This window comes from Paenibacillus rhizolycopersici (assembly GCF_014947195.2).
Classification (GTDB): domain Bacteria; phylum Bacillota; class Bacilli; order Paenibacillales; family Paenibacillaceae; genus Fontibacillus; species Fontibacillus rhizolycopersici.
Window position 1 is genome coordinate 1 of record NZ_JADCNN020000018.1, and the last position, 16,955, is coordinate 16,955.

A 16,955-nucleotide genomic window follows, 5' to 3' on the forward strand; every position below is an offset into this window, starting at 1 on the left:
AGGTTGTTTTCCTAGCCCGCCCCAACAAACGTTTCTTTTATTTCCATCCAAAGTTATAATAGATTATAATAAATGTAATTGACGCAGAAAGGACGGTTATGTTAATGTACCAAGTCATGTTATTCCTACATATTATCGGCGCACTGGCGCTCGGCTTCTATCTGGTCCTGCCGTTTGTGCTCGGCCGAATCGGCAAGTTGTCGCTCGCGGCTCAGGAAGGAACGGTATCAGCCGTGATCTCTTTGAACCGATATGCCCAAATCGGGCTCATCATCCAATTGCTGACGGGCGGCTACCTGATTGGTCAAGGCGATTACTCCGTGCCTTGGATGATTGTGATCGTCATCTTGTATTTGGCGATTGGAGCGTTTAGCGGTATCTTGGCTAAACCGCTGCGTTTGGCGCAGGAAGGGATTCGCCAGAATAAAACTGTAACAGCGGAAGAAGGGAAACTGCGCACTTTAAGCGCCCTATTGTCCGTTGCAGTATTGCTGATCGTTTTCTTCATGGTGTACAGTACCATTATTTGATTCAGACATAAGCCAAAAGACCTGTCGGCGTAATAGCCGACAGGTCTTTTTCATGCTGTGCGCGGCAAAGCAGCGCTAGTCTCTTACTAGGAAAGATTGGTATCCTCTTTTTTTAAATCGTCCAAATGGGTAAACATTAATTTCATAATATCGAGCGCCAGTTGTTTCTCTTTCGGCGACCGGTTCATGACGATCTGTTGGATCTGGTCCATAAAATGGTCATCACTGATCACAATCGAATCGTGAAGTAAATAATCAACGGTAACGCCTAATTGATTCGCCAGTTTGACGAGTGTTTCCAGGGACAAGCTACGCTCTCCCCGTTCGATTTGCCCTATGTATGCGTCCGAAACTTCGATGCGTTCGGCGAGTTTTTCCTGGGTCAAGTGCATTTTATGCCGTTCTTGACGCAGCCTTTTCCCCAATGCCTCGTAATCCATAACACCCCTCCTGTATTTACCTTAGTGAGAAGCCGAATGAAAGATAATAAACTACAGGTTTTGTTTGTATTTACTGCAAGTACGAATTGGGTTATTATGGAATCATAGGATTTACTGAAATGGTTCAATTATTAAATATAACCAATTTTAAGGAGATCTAGTATGTCTTCCGAATCTACTTCCGTTTCAATCATCATTACGGTCAAGAACAATGGGATCGATTTGTATACCACGATGGAATCTTTAAAAGTGTCGCAATCAACACTGCCTTATGAAGTCATTATCGTTGACGAAGGTTCGGTTGACGGGTGTTGTGACTTTTTGATGAGCTACCGATTCGACCGACCTTTTAAGCGAGTCAAGGGTGATCCGGGAATTTCGGCACGCAATCTCGGGGCTGCTTATGCCACTGGAGAAGTTCTGATTTTTTGCGGGTCACATTTATATTATGATGACGGATGGATGGAACGGTTACTGGCACCGTTGATGCGTGGACAAGCTGAGGGCGTGTCGCCAGCCTTTGAGATGGGTAAGCACTCCCCTGCTCCGAAAGGGAGGAATGTCGGAGGGGTGGTGGGATCGGTACGCGGGTATCCGATTCGGTTCGCGGGTGAGAACGAGATCCCCTGGATGTCTTGGGAATGCTTTGCTGTTCGACGGGATACTTTTCGGGACATGGGCGGGATGGAAGACGGTTTTATCGGCAAGGATCTGGAAACGGCGGAGTTTTCCTTGAGGTTATGGCTGCAGGGTGGGAGCTGTCGCTACGTGCCGGAGGTGACACTCATTCAAGTGTTTCGGCAGAATTTCCCTTATGACAACAGCGGGGATCAATGGGGAAAGGACTTGATGAGCCTTGCCTATTTACATTTCGATGACGAAGGAGTCTCAGCTTGCAGAGAACTGGTGCGCTGCGCGTATGAAGGAGAGCCGATAACTGATGCGAAGCTGAGCGAGTTGACTTTGGCACGGAGGGAGAAAAATGACTCTCTTCGCAAACATGATGTGAGGTGGTTTACCGAACGATTCGGGATCCAATGGAAATAGAAGAGGGATAAGCCGAGGCGTCAAGGTCATCCTATTAGGGGAAGGGAACGTTCAGGTGCCATCGCACCTAATTCACGGATTACCCGAAGGAGGATGCAGCAATGGCAGGAAACGGACAAGCAAAGCAGACCTTACCGCCCCAACATCAAAACCATCAACCCGGCGTTGAAGCGGAGATGCACCCGCGCCCGGTATATGAGGGAGATTATAAGGCTGCGGGCAAGTTGATGGGCAAAGTAGCGCTGATCACCGGTGGTGACAGCGGGATCGGTCGGGCCGTCGCCGTAGCCTACGCGAAAGAGGGAGCCGATGTCGCAATTATGTATTTGAATGAGCATGAAGACGCGGAGGTGACCCGTCAGGAAGTCGAGCAGGAAGGACGCAAATGCTTACTGATCGCTGGCGACATCGGCGATGAGGCCTTTGCCTTGCAGGCGGTGCAGCAAACGGTGCAGGAGTTAGGGCGCCTCGACATCCTGGTCAATAACGCAGCCGAACAGCATCCGCAGCCGGACATTACGGCGATTACGGCTGCTCAACTGGAGAAGACGTTCCGGACGAACATTTTCTCCATGTTCTACTTGACCAAGGCGGCGATGCCGCATTTGCGCAAAGGAAGCTCGATTATCAATACGGCCTCGGTAACGGCCTATAAGGGCAACCCGCAGCTGATTGACTACTCAGCAACGAAAGGGGCTATCGTTAGCTTCACGCGGGCTTTGTCGATGAATGTGGTCGGAAGCAAAGGCATTCGGGTGAACGCGGTGGCACCCGGCCCGATTTGGACTCCGCTGATTCCATCAACCTTCAATGAGAAGCAAGTGTCCGAATTCGGGGGAACAACGCCGATGCAGCGCCCCGGTCAACCGGAGGAACTGGCACCGGCTTATGTATTTCTGGCCTCGGACGATTCATCGTATATGAGTGGTCAGGTCTTGCACATCAACGGTGGAGAGATCGTTAACGGTTAACCATGGGGCCGAAACGGACTCCAACAAAGAACCCCCAAGCTTTTCGGCAGTGCCGAGCAAGCTTGGGGGTTCTTCTATCTCTGAAACATCTAATCGCTCTCGTGCTGCTCCGTCTCAGATAACTCATCAAGCGTCATTTCAAAGCTGGGCGCCAAATGTTCTAGAAAATATGTGATTTCCGGGAGCTGCAACCTCTGCAGCTTATCTAGAAGCTGCGTTTTGGCAACGGCGAATTCACGATTGCCGGTCGTCAGCTCCCAGGCGCATTTCAAATAGGCGTCCAGGCTGTCCGCCGCTTTGACATACACCATTAAAGCGGCATCTTCGGATGAGCCCTCCGCTTGTCCCGGCGATAACAACGGAGTATAAACGTTCTGGAGTTCCGGCGGGACCATGGAGAGCAAACGTTCCGCAGCGATGGCCTCCATTTCGCGGAAGTTGGACAGAAGCCGTGGATTATGATGCTTGACCGGCGTTGGGATGTCGCCGGTGAACACCTCGGTTGCATCATGGAACAACGCTAACGTTGCGGCGCGTTCCGCATTTAAGCTCCGTTCGAACCGGGCGTTCCCAATTTCGCATAGCAGATGAGTCAGCAACGCGACATGAAACGAATGCTCAGCCACATTATCGGGGGCGGTGCTGCGCATCAGGCTCCATCGATGAATCGAACGCAGGCGGTATAGATAAGCAGAGAAAGGGTAGCTCATCAGTGAGAAACCTCGCTTTTATCGAAGTGGATTTTGGACAGAAATTGTCAACCTAAACTAGTTCTTATGTTATTATAAATCTGAAGAATGCGATAGGGTTATGGTTTACACAAGATGACAGGGAGAGGGGATTCATGGATCATGCACCAGTTTGAAGAAAGCGTATACGAATTAATTGTGGAAGCTTCAACAAGGTTACCGGGCGACGTACGACGTGCGGTAAACCGGGGGCGGGCCCTGGAAAACCGAGCGACGCGGGCCGGTCTGGCCATGTCGACTATCGCGCAGAACATCCGTATGGCGGAGGAACAGGTTTCGCCGATATGTCAGGATACCGGAATGTTGACCTTTGTGGTGCATACGCCGGTAGGGGCGAATCAGATTGAGATGAAGAAGGCGATTTACGCCGCGGTGCAGCGGACGACCAAGGAAGGCAAGCTGCGTTCAAATTCCGTAGATTCCTTAACGGGAGAGAACAGCGGTGATAATTTGGGCCCAGGAACGCCGGTCATTCATTTCGAACAATGGGAGAAAGACACGATCGACATCCGACTGATCTTGAAAGGCGGCGGATGCGAGAATAAAAATATACAGTACAGCCTGCCGACCGAATTGGAAGGGTTAGGCCGTGCGGGGCGAGATCTCGACGGGATCCGCAAATGCATTTTGCATGCCGTTTATCAGGCACAAGGGCAGGGCTGCAGTGCAGGGTTTCTTGGAGTCGGCATCGGCGGCGACCGCACAACGGGGTACGAGCTAGCCAAACAACAGCTATTCCGTCCGCTCGATGACGTCAACCCGAATCCGGATTTGGACCGGCTGGAACAGTATATTATGGATACGTCCAATCAGTTGGGAATCGGCACGATGGGATTCGGCGGAGAAGTGACTTTGCTGGGCTGTAAGATCGGAGCGATAAATCGGCTTCCGGCCAGCTTCTTTGTGTCGGTTGCATACAACTGCTGGGCGTTCCGCCGCCAGGGTGTGGACATCGATCCTTCTACCGGCGCCATTCGGGGATGGCTCTATGAGCGCGGAAGCGAAGTACCGGTAGGAGATCTTGAGACAGCCGAAACGGGCGCGGCATCCGAGGAAACTCAGGCCCCCGCCAACCGGGAAGTCGTGCTGCAAACACCGGTGACGGAGGAGCAAATTCGCAGCCTTCGGGTTGGCGACGTTGTAGTTATTAACGGAGAAATGCATACCGGCCGAGATGCGCTGCACAAACACTTAATGGATCATGACGCCCCGTTGGATTTGAATGGAGCGGTCATTTACCACTGCGGGCCGGTGATGCTGAAGGACAACGAAGGCTGGCACGTGAAGGCGGCCGGACCAACGACGAGCATTCGCGAGGAACCGTATCAAGGGGATATCATGAAGAAGTTCGGCATTCGCGCAGTCATCGGTAAGGGGGGGATGGGCCCTAAGACGCTGGCTGCTTTGAAAGAGCATGGCGGCGTGTATTTGAACGCGATTGGCGGTGCGGCACAGTACTATGCGGAATGCATCAAGAAGGTCAACGGCGTCGACTTTATGGAGTTTGGAGTTCCGGAAGCCATGTGGCATCTGGAGGTTGAAGGCTTCGCTGCAATCGTAACGATGGATTCGCATGGGGACAGCCTACATGAAGGCGTTGAGCAGGACTCATTGATGAAGCTGGCTGCCTTTAAGGATCCGGTGTTCAAATAAACATGAAGACCTTTCGCTCGCGCCTAACACTCATCCTAATGATTCTACTCGGGCTCTCGATGCTGGCGGCCGGCATCACGATGGCCCAGATGTTTAAGAACTCGCATATCCGGGCTTTGGAAGATAATATGGCCCGGGAAATTAATCTGCTTGAGGCGACTTTCGATTTTGTTCCCGTGGAAGGGAATTCCGAGGCCAGCGCTTATTACGAACGAAAGGCGAAACAGCTAAAAGAGCTGACCGATTCCCGGGTCACGTTCATTACGTTGAACGGTATCGTCGTCGGCGACTCCGAGTCCGACCCGGAGCGAATGGATAACCATGCCCACCGGCAGGAAATCGAGTCTGCCGTAGGTGGGAACGTGGGCAGTGCGATCCGGTACAGCGATACGATCGGGGAAAATATGCTGTACGTAGCGCATCGCGTAACGGTCGGTGATTTTGACGGTTATATCCGCCTTTCGATGAGTTTGGCAGCCGTGGAGAAGGGGCTTGCCCAAGGGTGGATCTGGATGTTCGGCGGACTGCTTATCCTATTCCTCATAGCGGGTCTAGTAAGTTACCGAGTGGCCGCCGGGTTGACTAAGCCGCTGGAGCAGATCACCCGCGTCGCCCATCGCATCTCCGGATTCGATTACGACGCCAGGGTCAAGCTGGCCCGCAAGGACGAAATCGGTCAATTGGGCCTTGCCATCAACGGCATGGCAGACAGCCTGCAGCAACAGCTCAAGCGGATCCGGGATAACGAGGACTTGATGCAGAGCGTGCTCGCGAACATGACCGGCGGCATTCTGATGGTGGATGCTGCGGAGCGCATTGCCTTAATTAACCGGGAAGCGGAACGGATATTGCATATGAAAGGCGAGCTACTGCTCGGCAAATCGTATCAGGTGCTCAAACGAAACTATGAGTTCATCAAATTTATGGAAGAAGGCATTGCCCGCAAGGAAGCAGTTCAGGAGGAACGGAACGTCTACGATCCCGAGGAAAAAATCCTGCTGTTCGACAGCGTGCCGATGTTTGAAGACAACGGTAACTACCGCGGCATGTTGTTCCTGTTACAGGATGTCACCGAAATTCGGAAGCTGGAACGGATACGTAGCGAATTCGTCGCCAACGTGTCCCACGAGTTAAAGACGCCGATCGCGGCGGTTAAAGGCTTTGCCGAAACGCTGATGGCTGGCGGGGTGAAGGACGAGGAAACCGCGCGCTCATTCCTGCAGATCATCTATGACGAAGGAGACCGGTTAAACCGATTAATTGGCGACATTCTCGAGCTGTCCAAAATCGAATCGAAGCGAGTGCCGCTGGAATACGCCCCGGTGCAGTTGAAAGAGCTGTTCGACAGCGTGTATGAAGTCCTTCTTCCGGCAGCCGGCAAAAAGTCAATCTCGATGTCGCATGACGTTCCGGAGCATCTGTTCATCGAGGCGGATGAGGATCGCCTGCGGCAAATCTTCATGAATTTGCTGTCCAATGCGATCAGCTATTCGCTGGAAGGCGGAAAAGTACGCGTATCGGCAATCATAGTTGGCGAAGGCGGAGACGAGGAGAGGGTCCGGTTTACGGTTAGCGATACGGGGATCGGCATTCCTAAGAAGGATCTGCCGCGGATTTTCGAACGCTTCTATCGGGTCGATAAGGCGCGATCCCGCAGCTCGGGCGGCACGGGTCTGGGCCTGTCCATCGTCAAACACCTCGTGGAACTGCATCACGGCACTATCCGCGTAGAGAGCAAAGTCGGTGAAGGAACGACGTTTATTTTGGAACTCCCCTTGATGCATGCCTTGGATGATTAAGATCGGTCCTGGGAACATACCAATAAAGTGTAAACTGTTTTTTGAAAAACTTTACACCGCGTTAACAATGCCGTGATATGCTGGGCTTGTCATCATAGTGATATTGGTTCAAAGCATGAACTTGTACCGCGAATAAATGGGGGGTACTATGACACAACGTCTATTGGTTATCGAAGATGAACCGACGTTATCCCGGCTTTTGTCTTACAATCTGACGAGCGAAGGCTATGAAGTTGTCGTAGAGGATCACGGGCAGACCGGTTATGAAACCGCACTGCAGCAAGAATTTGATTTGATATTGCTCGATTTGATGCTGCCGGGCATGAACGGTTTCGAAATCATGTCGAAGCTGCGAAGCGAAGGCGTGATGACGCCGGTGATTATCCTGACCGCAAAAAATGCGGAGGAGGAAGTCGTGCAGGGCCTGAAGTCCGGCGCCGATGATTACATCACGAAACCGTTTGGCGTGGCTGAGCTACTAGCTCGCGTCGCCGCCGTTCTCCGCCGATCGACAGGTCAGGAGGAACGCGACAAGCCGGTCCAGCAGGAGAACTCCCAAATCGCGTTGGGCGCCTTGACGATTTATCCGGAGAAATACGAAGTCACGTTGAACGGGGAAGCGATCACGCTCCGGCCAAAGGAGTTCGAGGTGCTGCTATACTTGGCTCGCAAGCCCGGCGTGGTGATGACCCGGGACGATCTGATGAATGCCGTATGGGGCTTCGATTATATCGGAGGGCAGCGGACCGTGGATGTGCACGTCAGCTCGCTGCGCAAGAAGCTCGAACTGGATCCGCAGTCGGTGCATATCGATTCCATCCGCGGCGTCGGATACAAACTGGTTGTCAATAAGAAAAAAGCGTCCATCATGTAATTTCGTGATGGACGTTCTTTTTTTACATAGGACAAAAGTCCCGAAAACAATGTACTAACACTCTCCCTCTATGATTCTAGTAGATCGTGCGTAACGTATAAATACGGGGGAGTGGTTCAGGTTGGAAAATCAGGCCATCGCAGTATTGGAGCGTGCTGCAATTGAAGAGACAGAGAACTTGGCGGCGAACGTCGAAGGCGGGGATAACGGGGAATCGTTGCTGATGGAAGACGGCCGCTCGACGGAAGGTGTGGCGGTTGCGGCGGTACAGGTTCACTCATACAGCCATAGGGTTCCGGTGATCGGATCGGAGGTTTCCTGCCGAGATGTGTTGGGGCAGTTCCAGAGGCAACCTGAGCTTCCATGTATCGTGGTTTGTGATGATGATCACAAGCCGATCGGGCTGTTGATGCGAGATCGTTTCTTTCGCCATTTGGCCGGTCGGTTTGCTGCGGATCTATTTTATGAGGTATCGGCGCTTCGTTTTGCCCAGCGGGAACCGTTAATCTGCGAGTTGAATACACCGGCCGGGGAACTGTTGGATCAAGCGTTAGGACGGGAGGGGGCCTCTTTCTACGATGGTTTGATCTTAACCGATCAGGGGAAATATTACGGAATCCTGACAGTTCAGGATTTGATGCAGATGTCCCGGCATTTGCAGCGGGAAGCGGACGAAGCCAGGCAGGCGGCGGTCCTTGAGAGCCGCGATCGGATTGTACAGATCGAACGCTCAATCGTTGAAGTGACGGAGTCGGCGAAGCGAAGCCTGCTGGAATCGGAACGGATGAACGGATTGTCGGCGGAAGGACGTCATGAGTTGGAAGCGGTCAAGGCGTCGTTCGCCCGTGTGCTAGACATGACTCGCTCCCAAGAGAAACAAATGGCGGAGCTGTTGGAACGGACGAAACAAATCTCATCGGTCGCCGACCATATCCGCAGCCTGGCGGACCAAAGCGGCATGCTGGCCATGAATGCCTCGATCGAAGCGGCTCATGCCGGGGAACATGGACGAGGGTTTGCGGTTGTGGCTTCCGAGGTTCGCAAGCTTGCCTTGCAGACGAAGAGCTTTTCCGAAGAAATCGGGTTAACGCTAGGTATTGTGAACCGGTTAATTCAGCAAACGGCGTCCACCGCTTCCTCCACTGCGGGAGAAATGGCGGAAAGCCACGGTAGAGTGGGCAACGCGGATGGGACGTTTCAAGCGCTGGTGGATTCAGCCCGAACCGTAGAGGAGCGCGGCCAAGAGATGTTCCGTTCCTCGGAAACGGCAGCCAGTCGCACGAGAACCGTGTTAGGCGAGCTACGGCAGTTGGCCTCACTTTCGTAAGATTTTACACTACGTTTACAATTAGACTCATGTACTTTTACATAAGTGCGCTAAAATGAAACTGTTTTACATGGAATAATTCCTCATTCGAGCATACTAAATCAATAGCTGAAACGCCGGCACGGGCTCGCTGGGAAGGCGGGTACCGTGCTTCAAGTTTGCCCGCCATTTCCTCGGTCAATCTGGCATAAGCCCTGAGGCCGGGGCAAAGATGTTTATTTGTGAAGGAGAACTGAGATGGATAACATTATCCGGATTCAAAAGTTGAATTTGTATTATGACCGATTCCATGCGCTTAAGGACGTTTCTCTGGATATTCCGGAAAAGGCAATCACCGCTTTCATCGGGCCTTCCGGCTGCGGGAAGTCAACGCTCTTACGCACCTTGAACCGGATGAACGACATGATTCCTGGGACACGGATCGAAGGCACCGTGCAAATCGCCGGCAGTGACATTTACGGCGACGATGTCCAGGTGGAGGCCTTGCGCAAACGGGTGGGCATGGTGTTTCAACAGCCGAATCCTTTTCCAAAATCGATATATGACAATGTCGCCTATGGCCCGCGGCTGCACGGCATCAAGAACAAAGCGGCTTTGGATGAAATCGTGGAACGGAGTCTTCGTCAGGCCGTGCTGTGGGACGAGGTCAAGGATTTCCTGAAACGGTCGGCTCTCAGCTTGTCCGGCGGGCAACAGCAGCGTCTTTGCATTGCCCGAGCCATTGCCGTACAGCCCGATATTCTGTTGATGGATGAAGCCACTTCAGCGCTGGACCCGATTTCCACCCTCAAGATTGAGGAACTGGTGCAGCAATTAAAAGATAGTTATACGATTGTCATGGTGACGCATAACATGCATCAGGCGGCGCGTATTTCGGGCCGGACCGTGTTCTTCCTCAACGGGGAGATCGTAGAGGCGGACGATACGCAGAAGCTCTTCTCCACGCCGCAGGATCCACGCACTGAAGATTACATTTCCGGTCGTTTCGGATAATAAGGAGGCTGCAGCAAGATGATTCAAAGAAAGGAATTTGATCAGAACCTGGAGGATTTGCGGCAACTGCTGAGACAAATGGGCGAGCATGTCGAGCACGCTTTGGCGGAGGCCATCAGCGCCCTGCAGGCTTTGGACTCGGCCAAAGCGAAAGAGATCGTGAAGCGCGATGCGGAGTTGAACCGAATGGAAGAGCAGGTCATGGAGATCGGCTCGCGTCTGATCGTGACCCAGCAGCCGGTGGCCAAGGATCTGCGCCGGATCATCGTAGCGTTTAAAATTTCCAGCGATTTAGAGCGGATGGGCGACTTGGCCATCGATATTGCCAAGGTCACTACGCGGCTGGAAGGTCAGACACTTATCAAGCCGTTGATCGATATTCCGAAAATGTCCGAGCTTGTTATTCTGATGCTGCGGGAATCGCTGCAATCGTATTTGGACGAGAATACCGATTTAGCCTATAAAATGGCGAAGGATGATGATGAAGTCGATCACTTGTACAGCCAAATGATCCATGAGCTGTATGCGTTTATGATCTCTAATCCGGAATCTCTCCAGCAAGCGATGTTGCTGACGCTGGTGGGTCGGTATATCGAACGAATCGCCGATCATGCGACAAATATTGGCGAAAGCGCCGTTTACCTGGTGACCGGCCATCGTCCGGACCTAAACGAATAATTCCTGCTCCCCCGCGGTCAACCGGCCGCCGCTCGCGAAATTGTGCGAGCGGCGGCCGGTTTTTCTTTTCCAAGGCGAGCTTTGGTGTTATCGGGAAGGCCCCTGTGTTATCATAAGAAAAGGTAGAAAACTGTGGACGAGGTGTCGTATGGAAAAATTGATACTTATAGATGGGAACAGCATTATTTACCGGGCATTTTTTGCCATGCCGCCGCTCACGAATTCCAGCGGCTTGCATACGAATGCCGTTTACGGTTTTACGAACATGCTGCTGCGGTTGATCCAAGAAGAGCGCCCCACGCATATGCTGGTGGCCTTTGATGCGGGGAAAGTGACCTTCCGCCACGAAGGCTACCAGGAGTACAAAGGCGGACGCGACAAAACCCCGTCTGAGCTGTCCGAGCAGTTTCCGTTGATGCGCGAGCTCCTGGAGAGCTTCGGCATCGCCTGGTTCGAATTGGCCGGGTACGAAGCCGATGATATTATCGGCACCTTGAGCAAACGGGCCGAGGAAGCCGGTCAAGAAGTACTCGTTGTGACCGGAGATAAGGATATGCTGCAAGTCGTCAGCGATCGGGTTAAAGTGGCATTAACGCGCAAAGGTGTCAGTGAGGTCGAACCTTATGATCCGCAGCAAATCGAGGAGAGATACGGGCTTAAGCCGCTGCAAATCATCGATTTGAAAGGGCTGATGGGCGATACCTCCGACAATATCCCGGGGGTGCCGGGGATTGGGGAGAAGACAGCCCTGAAATTGCTGCACCAGTTCGGTTCTGTGGAGGAAGTACTGGCCCATACCGATGAAATGAAAGGGAAAATGAAGGAAAATTTGGTGAACCACGCAGAGGATGCCCGCATGAGCAAACAGCTGGCCACCATTTTCCGCGAGGTTCCGGTTGAACGCTCTTGGGAGGAGATGAAGTTTGACGGCATCCAGGAGGGATCGGCCGTTCCGATGCTGCGCAAGCTGGAGTTTAAGTCGCTGCTCGAGCGGATGTCCTTTGCCGGTGGAGGGAATTCAGAGGGAGCGGCTCCCGCGGAGATGGTTGAGATTGAGGTCACCGCGGTTAACCTGGAAAACCTGTCCGAGCTGAACGCCGATCTGGCGAACATCGAAGGGATCATTGTGGAATCCTACGGGGACAATCCGCATCAAGCTACAATGATGGGCATGGTGTTGTCCACCGCCAGCCGCCATTATTTCCTGCCGTTTGACGTGTTACAAGAGGGGGCGGCAGCGGAAGTGCGCGCCTGGTTGGCGGATGAGCACGTGCCAAAGCGGGGTTACGATCTGCACCGGGCGGACTTGGTGCTGTTCTGGCAAGGTGTCGCGTTTGCCGGAGCCGAACATGACGTGCAACTGGCCGCCTATTTGCTTGATCCGACGGAAAGCGACCAGACGATCAGCGGCCTGGCGGCGAAATACCAGTTGCCGGCGGTGCCCGGCGACGATGAGGTATACGGCAAAGGCGCCAAATTTAAGGTGCCGGAGCCGGACGCGTTAAGCCGTCATCTGGCTCGCAAATCGGACGCCCTGCTGCGCATTCTGCCGCTACAGCGGCAGGAGCTCGAGAAATATGAAATGGAGCGGCTGTTCTACGAACTGGAAATGCCGTTATCCCGGATTTTGGCCGACATGGAGAAGCAAGGCATCGCCGTCAATAAGGAGGCCTTGAAAGAGCTTGGCGTGGAATTTGAAGCCCAGATCAATAAATTGGTAACGCGAATTTATGAAATCGCCGGCCTGGAATTCAATATCAATTCAACAAAGCAATTAGGAGAAATCCTATTTGATAAGCTGGGGTTGCCGGTGATCAAGAAAACCAAAACCGGTTATTCGACGGATGCGGAAGTGTTGGAGAAGCTGGCACCTTACCATGAAATCGTGCAGTTTATTCTGGAATACCGCCAACTGGCTAAGCTTCAATCGACTTACGTCGAGGGCCTGCTGAAGGAGATCTCGCCGAAAACAGGTAAGGTGCATACGTATTTCCGGCAGACGATCGCCGCAACCGGACGCCTGAGCAGCCAATATCCAAACTTGCAGAACATCCCGATCCGCCTCGAGGAGGGCCGCAAAATCCGCAAAGTTTTTGTTCCTTCAGAGGAAGGTTGGTTTATTCTGGCGGCGGATTACTCGCAAATTGAGCTTCGTGTATTAGCGCATATTTCCGGTGATCCGGGGCTCCAGGAAGCGTTCCTGCATGATATGGATATCCACACCAAGACGGCAATGGATGTGTTTGGCGTTGGACCGGACCAGGTTGACGCCAATATGCGCCGTTCGGCCAAAGCCGTCAATTTCGGGATTGTCTACGGGATCAGCGACTATGGCTTGTCCCAGAACCTGAACATTACGCGTAAGGAAGCCGCCCGGTTCATCGATCAATATTTCGACGCCTTCCAAGGCGTCCGACGTTATATGGACGACATCGTGAAGGAAGCGAAGCGCGACGGTTACGTCAAAACGCTGTTGGAGCGCCGCCGCTATCTGCCAGAGATCAACGCGTCGAACTTCAACCTGCGCTCCTTCGCTGAGCGTACGGCCATGAACACACCGATACAAGGCTCCGCGGCGGACATCATCAAACTGGCAATGGTGCGGATGGACGAGGAACTGCACAAGCACGGGCTCAAGAGCCGTATGCTGCTTCAGGTCCATGACGAATTGGTTTTCGAGGTACCGCCGGAAGAGTTGGAGATCATGAGCAAGCTCGTGCCGGAGACGATGGGGAAAGCGTTAGAGCTCTCCGTGCCGCTTAAGGCCGAAGTGTCCAGCGGATTAAATTGGTACGAAGCGAAGTAGGTTCTTGGGATTACAACTTAGAATGAGGTGAGAGGATATGCCGGAATTGCCGGAGGTCGAGACGGTCCGACGGACCTTGACCCAATTGATCGTCGGGAAAACGATCCAAAGCGTCCACGTCTCCTTGCCGCGAATCATCCAACGGCCGGATGATATCCAGCGGTTTGAAGTCGAGCTCGCCGGACATACGATATTAGAGATTGGCCGCCGCGGGAAATTTCTGCGCATCATCATGGATGGGCTGGTACTCGTCTCCCATTTGCGGATGGAAGGGCGATACGGCGTTTATCAGACCGGCGATGAGGTGGAGAAGCATACGCATGTGATTTTCCGGTTTACAGATGGATCCGAACTCCGTTACAAGGACGTGCGCCAGTTCGGTACCATGCATTTGTTCTTGCCCGGAGAGGAATTTGCGCAGAAGCCTTTGGCCAAACTGGGGTTGGAGCCTTTGGAGGCCTCTTTTACGGCAAAGGCTTTTCAAGAGGTGATATCCAGGCGGTCTACCAAGATCAAGCCTGCGCTGCTAAACCAGGAATACATTGTGGGTCTGGGGAATATCTATGTGGATGAAGCCCTGTTCCGGGCGGGAATCCACCCGGAACATCCGGCGGACAAGCTAACCAAGCGGCAGATGGAGCGACTTCACACCGCTATCATAGATACGCTGACAGAAGCGGTGGAAGCTGGAGGATCCTCCATCAAGTCCTATGTCAATGGACAGGGAGAGATGGGAATGTTCCAACATTCCTTGCGGATGTACGGCCGACAAGGGGAGCCTTGCCTAAATTGCGGACAGCCGGTGGTGAAGACCGTTGTAGGGGGACGGGGAACGCATTATTGCCCGAAATGTCAGCCTGCATACCGGACAAGTCATAAGACGCGAGGCGCTAAACAAACGATAGATGAAATTTAGGTCGAAGCTCCAAGTCAAAACAGTGAGGTGTATTGGGAATGAACATCGGACTCACCGGAGGCATCGCCACCGGGAAAAGCACGGTTTCCCGCATGCTAGCCAACCTTGGCGCCGCTGTGCTTGATGCGGATTTGATCGCCAGGGAGATTATGGAGCCGGGCCATCCAGTGCTGGCGGCCGTCCGCGAACGCTTTGGACAAGGGGTGCTTCACCCCGATGGAACGCTCAACCGCAAAAAGCTTGGCGAAATCGTCTTCTCTCATCCGGAGGAGCGTAAGGCGTTGGAGGCGTTGACGCATCCCGCCATCCGTTCCGAAATGAAGCGGCGTCTGGACGAGCTGGAACAAGAGGATCCGCACAGACTGGTGGTGGCGGATATCCCTTTGCTTTACGAATCGGGTCTCGATCCGTTATATGAAGAAATTATGGTCGTATACGTGCCCCGGGAGCTTCAAATGTCTCGATTAATCCAGAGGGACGGGTTATCTCGGGAAGCGGCCGAACAGCGTTTAAGCGCCCAGATGGACATCGAAGTAAAGAAGGAGAGGGCGGATATTTTGATTGATAACAGCGGTGGACTAGACGAGACAAAGCGGCAGATTGACGTCTTTTGGCGGGATAAGGGGCTAAAATGAGGTGGCTTCGCAAAAAGAGGGTTCTGCTTCTCCTGTTTATTGGCTTCACGGGCCTCATCTTTTTAAATTCCACCTGGCTTTCGTTATTTTATCCGATTTATTATAAAGAAGAAATTCGTCTGCATGCCAAAAACAACGGTCTCGATCCGTTTATCGTTGCGGCGATTATCAAGGTGGAGACCAATTACAAATCGGGGGCGGAGTCCCGAAAAGGTGCGCTTGGAATTATGCAGATTATGCCGGATACGGCGGAGTGGGTCATCTCCAAAGCGAAGCTGCCCGATACGACGTTAGAGGACATCCGCAACGAGACCGAAACGAATATCCGGATCGGCACGTGGTACCTGGGGTCGTTATCCGAGCAATTCGAAGGCAACCCGATCGCTATGATCGCCGCCTATAATGCCGGGCCGACGAATGTAAAGAACTGGCTGAAGAGCGGACGATGGGATGGCCGGCTGGAGACGGCACAGAATATTCCGTTTGGCGAAACTAGGCATTACGTTCAGCGGGTCTCGCATTATTACAAGCAGTATGTGAAGATTTACGACGAGTTTTAGGTGGATTATTGCGAAAATATAAAGAAAGCATTGACCGGCTAATTGCCAGTCAATGCTTCCTTTGGTGATCGGATTATTTGAATTGACCTGCCAGCTGTTGTTCAGCCAAGGTCACCAAACGTTTCGTAATGAAACCACCGATCGAACCGTTTTCGTAAGAGGTCAGGTTACCAGCATATCCGTCTTGTGGGAAAGAGATGCCAAGTTCCTGAGCAATTTCATATTTCATTTGATCCAAAGCTCCGGAAGCTTGTCTAACCACCAGGTCGTTCGAAGAGTTATTATTTTGGGCCATGATTGTTCACCTCCTTGTGGTTGGTAACAGTATTATGTGCCGGACTATCAACTTCAATCCGATGAATTTAAAGTAATTTATTGCCATTAAGTAAAAAAGGCCGTCATTATGGCATATAGAGGGGAGGTGTTCTAGCTTGAAATGTCCGTATTGCGATTATTTAGGGACGAAAGTACTGGATTCAAGGCCGGCTAACGAGAACCGCTCGATCCGTCGCCGCCGCGAGTGCGAGAAATGCAGTCGTCGGTTTACAACGTTCGAAATGGTGGAGGAAATGCCGCTGATCGTGATTAAGAAGGATGGAAGTCGCGAGGAATTTAGTCGGGAGAAAATGCTGAGAGGCTTGATCCGAGCCTGCGAGAAACGCCCGGTTTCCGTTGAGCAGCTGGAATCGATCGTCTCCGAGGTGGAACGTTCCCTGCGCCATTCGGCCAACGCAGAGGTTGAAAGCCGGGGGATTGGCGAATTAGTCATGGAGCAGTTATATCCGGTGGACGAGGTGGCCTATGTCCGGTTCGCTTCGGTTTACCGTCAATTTAAAGATATCAATATGTTTATGAAAGAACTGAAGGGCCTGCTCTCCAAAAATACGGGGGTCACGGAATAGTTTCTTTTACTAAAGCACTCTTCGCTGCTAAGCGCGAGAGTGTTTTTTTTATATTTTGCACAGAATAATCAGAAC

The 16,955-nt window shown here is 52.5% G+C and carries 17 protein-coding genes; 14 read left to right on the top strand and 3 right to left on the bottom strand.

Annotation, left to right across the window (positions count from 1 at the left end; genetic code table 11):
- Positions 1-104 precede the first annotated feature (104 nt).
- Positions 105-530, top strand: coding sequence for a hypothetical protein (locus IM700_RS17075; protein WP_155604950.1), 426 nt, complete (start codon positions 105-107; stop codon positions 528-530).
- Positions 531-616: 86 nt separating this feature from the next.
- On the opposite strand, the gene IM700_RS17080 is transcribed toward IM700_RS17075, so the two are convergent.
- On the bottom strand, positions 617-970 hold the full coding sequence (locus IM700_RS17080; RefSeq protein ID WP_155604951.1) for a helix-turn-helix domain-containing protein: 354 nt from the start codon (positions 968-970) through the stop codon (positions 617-619).
- A gap of 162 nt (positions 971-1,132) precedes the next feature.
- Between IM700_RS17080 and IM700_RS17085 the strand changes: the two genes are divergently transcribed.
- Positions 1,133-2,017, top strand: a complete 885-nt coding sequence (locus IM700_RS17085; protein WP_193419075.1) for a glycosyltransferase family 2 protein — start codon at positions 1,133-1,135, stop codon at positions 2,015-2,017.
- Between the two features lie 101 nt (positions 2,018-2,118).
- Positions 2,119-2,988, top strand: a complete 870-nt coding sequence (locus tag IM700_RS17090; RefSeq protein ID WP_193419077.1) for an SDR family oxidoreductase — start codon at positions 2,119-2,121, stop codon at positions 2,986-2,988.
- Positions 2,989-3,077: 89 nt separating this feature from the next.
- Here the strand turns inward: IM700_RS17090 and yfbR are convergent, their stop codons facing one another.
- Positions 3,078-3,698 (bottom strand): 5'-deoxynucleotidase, encoded by a 621-nt coding sequence (gene yfbR / locus IM700_RS17095; protein ID WP_193419079.1) that lies wholly within the window; start codon positions 3,696-3,698, stop codon positions 3,078-3,080.
- 141 nt (positions 3,699-3,839) lie between these two features.
- On the opposite strand from yfbR, the gene IM700_RS17100 reads away from it, so the two are divergent.
- From IM700_RS17100 to IM700_RS17145, 10 genes are all read left to right on the top strand, one after another.
- The gene (locus IM700_RS17100; RefSeq protein WP_193419081.1) at positions 3,840-5,390 is read left to right on the top strand and encodes a fumarate hydratase; all 1,551 of its coding nucleotides are present in this window, start codon (positions 3,840-3,842) and stop codon (positions 5,388-5,390) included.
- Between the two features lie 2 nt (positions 5,391-5,392).
- Positions 5,393-7,189: a two-component system histidine kinase PnpS gene (gene pnpS / locus IM700_RS17105; RefSeq protein ID WP_193419083.1), complete on the top strand. Its 1,797-nt coding sequence runs from the start codon at positions 5,393-5,395 to the stop codon at positions 7,187-7,189.
- A gap of 148 nt (positions 7,190-7,337) precedes the next feature.
- Complete coding sequence (locus tag IM700_RS17110; protein WP_155604957.1) at positions 7,338-8,063, top strand: response regulator transcription factor; 726 nt, start codon at positions 7,338-7,340, stop codon at positions 8,061-8,063.
- A 121-nt stretch (positions 8,064-8,184) separates the two neighbouring features.
- Positions 8,185-9,390 carry a methyl-accepting chemotaxis protein gene (locus IM700_RS23410; protein ID WP_272491472.1) on the top strand — a complete coding sequence of 402 codons (1,206 nt, stop codon included), beginning with the start codon at positions 8,185-8,187 and terminating at the stop codon, positions 9,388-9,390.
- A 237-nt stretch (positions 9,391-9,627) separates the two neighbouring features.
- The gene (gene pstB, locus IM700_RS17120) at positions 9,628-10,383 is read left to right on the top strand and encodes a phosphate ABC transporter ATP-binding protein PstB (protein WP_155604958.1); all 756 of its coding nucleotides are present in this window, start codon (positions 9,628-9,630) and stop codon (positions 10,381-10,383) included.
- An 18-nt stretch (positions 10,384-10,401) separates the two neighbouring features.
- On the top strand, positions 10,402-11,061 hold the full coding sequence (gene phoU / locus IM700_RS17125; RefSeq protein WP_155604959.1) for a phosphate signaling complex protein PhoU: 660 nt from the start codon (positions 10,402-10,404) through the stop codon (positions 11,059-11,061).
- A 148-nt stretch (positions 11,062-11,209) separates the two neighbouring features.
- Positions 11,210-13,867, top strand: coding sequence for a DNA polymerase I (gene polA, locus IM700_RS17130; RefSeq protein WP_193419085.1), 2,658 nt, complete (start codon positions 11,210-11,212; stop codon positions 13,865-13,867).
- A gap of 37 nt (positions 13,868-13,904) precedes the next feature.
- Positions 13,905-14,783, top strand: a complete 879-nt coding sequence (mutM, locus tag IM700_RS17135) for a DNA-formamidopyrimidine glycosylase (RefSeq protein WP_155604961.1) — start codon at positions 13,905-13,907, stop codon at positions 14,781-14,783.
- 38 nt (positions 14,784-14,821) lie between these two features.
- On the top strand, positions 14,822-15,418 hold the full coding sequence (gene coaE / locus IM700_RS17140) for a dephospho-CoA kinase (RefSeq protein ID WP_155604962.1): 597 nt from the start codon (positions 14,822-14,824) through the stop codon (positions 15,416-15,418).
- On the top strand, positions 15,415-15,978 hold the full coding sequence (locus IM700_RS17145; protein ID WP_155604963.1) for a lytic transglycosylase domain-containing protein: 564 nt from the start codon (positions 15,415-15,417) through the stop codon (positions 15,976-15,978). The genes coaE and IM700_RS17145 overlap by 4 nt, the downstream gene beginning before the upstream one ends.
- 73 nt (positions 15,979-16,051) lie before the next feature.
- On the opposite strand, the gene IM700_RS17150 is transcribed toward IM700_RS17145, so the two are convergent.
- Positions 16,052-16,273 carry an alpha/beta-type small acid-soluble spore protein gene (locus IM700_RS17150; protein WP_059046046.1) on the bottom strand — a complete coding sequence of 74 codons (222 nt, stop codon included), beginning with the start codon at positions 16,271-16,273 and terminating at the stop codon, positions 16,052-16,054.
- A 136-nt stretch (positions 16,274-16,409) separates the two neighbouring features.
- Between IM700_RS17150 and nrdR the strand changes: the two genes are divergently transcribed.
- Positions 16,410-16,880: a transcriptional regulator NrdR gene (gene nrdR, locus IM700_RS17155; protein ID WP_068786490.1), complete on the top strand. Its 471-nt coding sequence runs from the start codon at positions 16,410-16,412 to the stop codon at positions 16,878-16,880.
- The last annotated feature ends 75 nt before the right edge of the window (positions 16,881-16,955 follow it).

Excerpts from the sequence above, each read along its gene's own strand:
- IM700_RS17075 (WP_155604950.1), top strand. The coding sequence starts at position 105 with ATGTACCAAGTCATGTTATTCCTACATATTATCGGCGCACTGGCGCTC.
- IM700_RS17080 (WP_155604951.1), bottom strand. The coding sequence starts at position 970 with ATGGATTACGAGGCATTGGGGAAAAGGCTGCGTCAAGAACGGCATAAA.
- IM700_RS17085 (WP_193419075.1), top strand. The coding sequence starts at position 1,133 with ATGTCTTCCGAATCTACTTCCGTTTCAATCATCATTACGGTCAAGAAC.
- IM700_RS17090 (WP_193419077.1), top strand. The coding sequence starts at position 2,119 with ATGGCAGGAAACGGACAAGCAAAGCAGACCTTACCGCCCCAACATCAA.
- yfbR (WP_193419079.1), bottom strand. The coding sequence starts at position 3,698 with ATGAGCTACCCTTTCTCTGCTTATCTATACCGCCTGCGTTCGATTCAT.
- IM700_RS17100 (WP_193419081.1), top strand. The coding sequence starts at position 3,840 with ATGCACCAGTTTGAAGAAAGCGTATACGAATTAATTGTGGAAGCTTCA.
- pnpS (WP_193419083.1), top strand. The coding sequence starts at position 5,393 with ATGAAGACCTTTCGCTCGCGCCTAACACTCATCCTAATGATTCTACTC.
- IM700_RS17110 (WP_155604957.1), top strand. The coding sequence starts at position 7,338 with ATGACACAACGTCTATTGGTTATCGAAGATGAACCGACGTTATCCCGG.
- pstB (WP_155604958.1), top strand. The coding sequence starts at position 9,628 with ATGGATAACATTATCCGGATTCAAAAGTTGAATTTGTATTATGACCGA.
- phoU (WP_155604959.1), top strand. The coding sequence starts at position 10,402 with ATGATTCAAAGAAAGGAATTTGATCAGAACCTGGAGGATTTGCGGCAA.
- polA (WP_193419085.1), top strand. The coding sequence starts at position 11,210 with ATGGAAAAATTGATACTTATAGATGGGAACAGCATTATTTACCGGGCA.
- mutM (WP_155604961.1), top strand. The coding sequence starts at position 13,905 with ATGCCGGAATTGCCGGAGGTCGAGACGGTCCGACGGACCTTGACCCAA.
- coaE (WP_155604962.1), top strand. The coding sequence starts at position 14,822 with ATGAACATCGGACTCACCGGAGGCATCGCCACCGGGAAAAGCACGGTT.
- IM700_RS17145 (WP_155604963.1), top strand. The coding sequence starts at position 15,415 with ATGAGGTGGCTTCGCAAAAAGAGGGTTCTGCTTCTCCTGTTTATTGGC.
- IM700_RS17150 (WP_059046046.1), bottom strand. The coding sequence starts at position 16,273 with ATGGCCCAAAATAATAACTCTTCGAACGACCTGGTGGTTAGACAAGCT.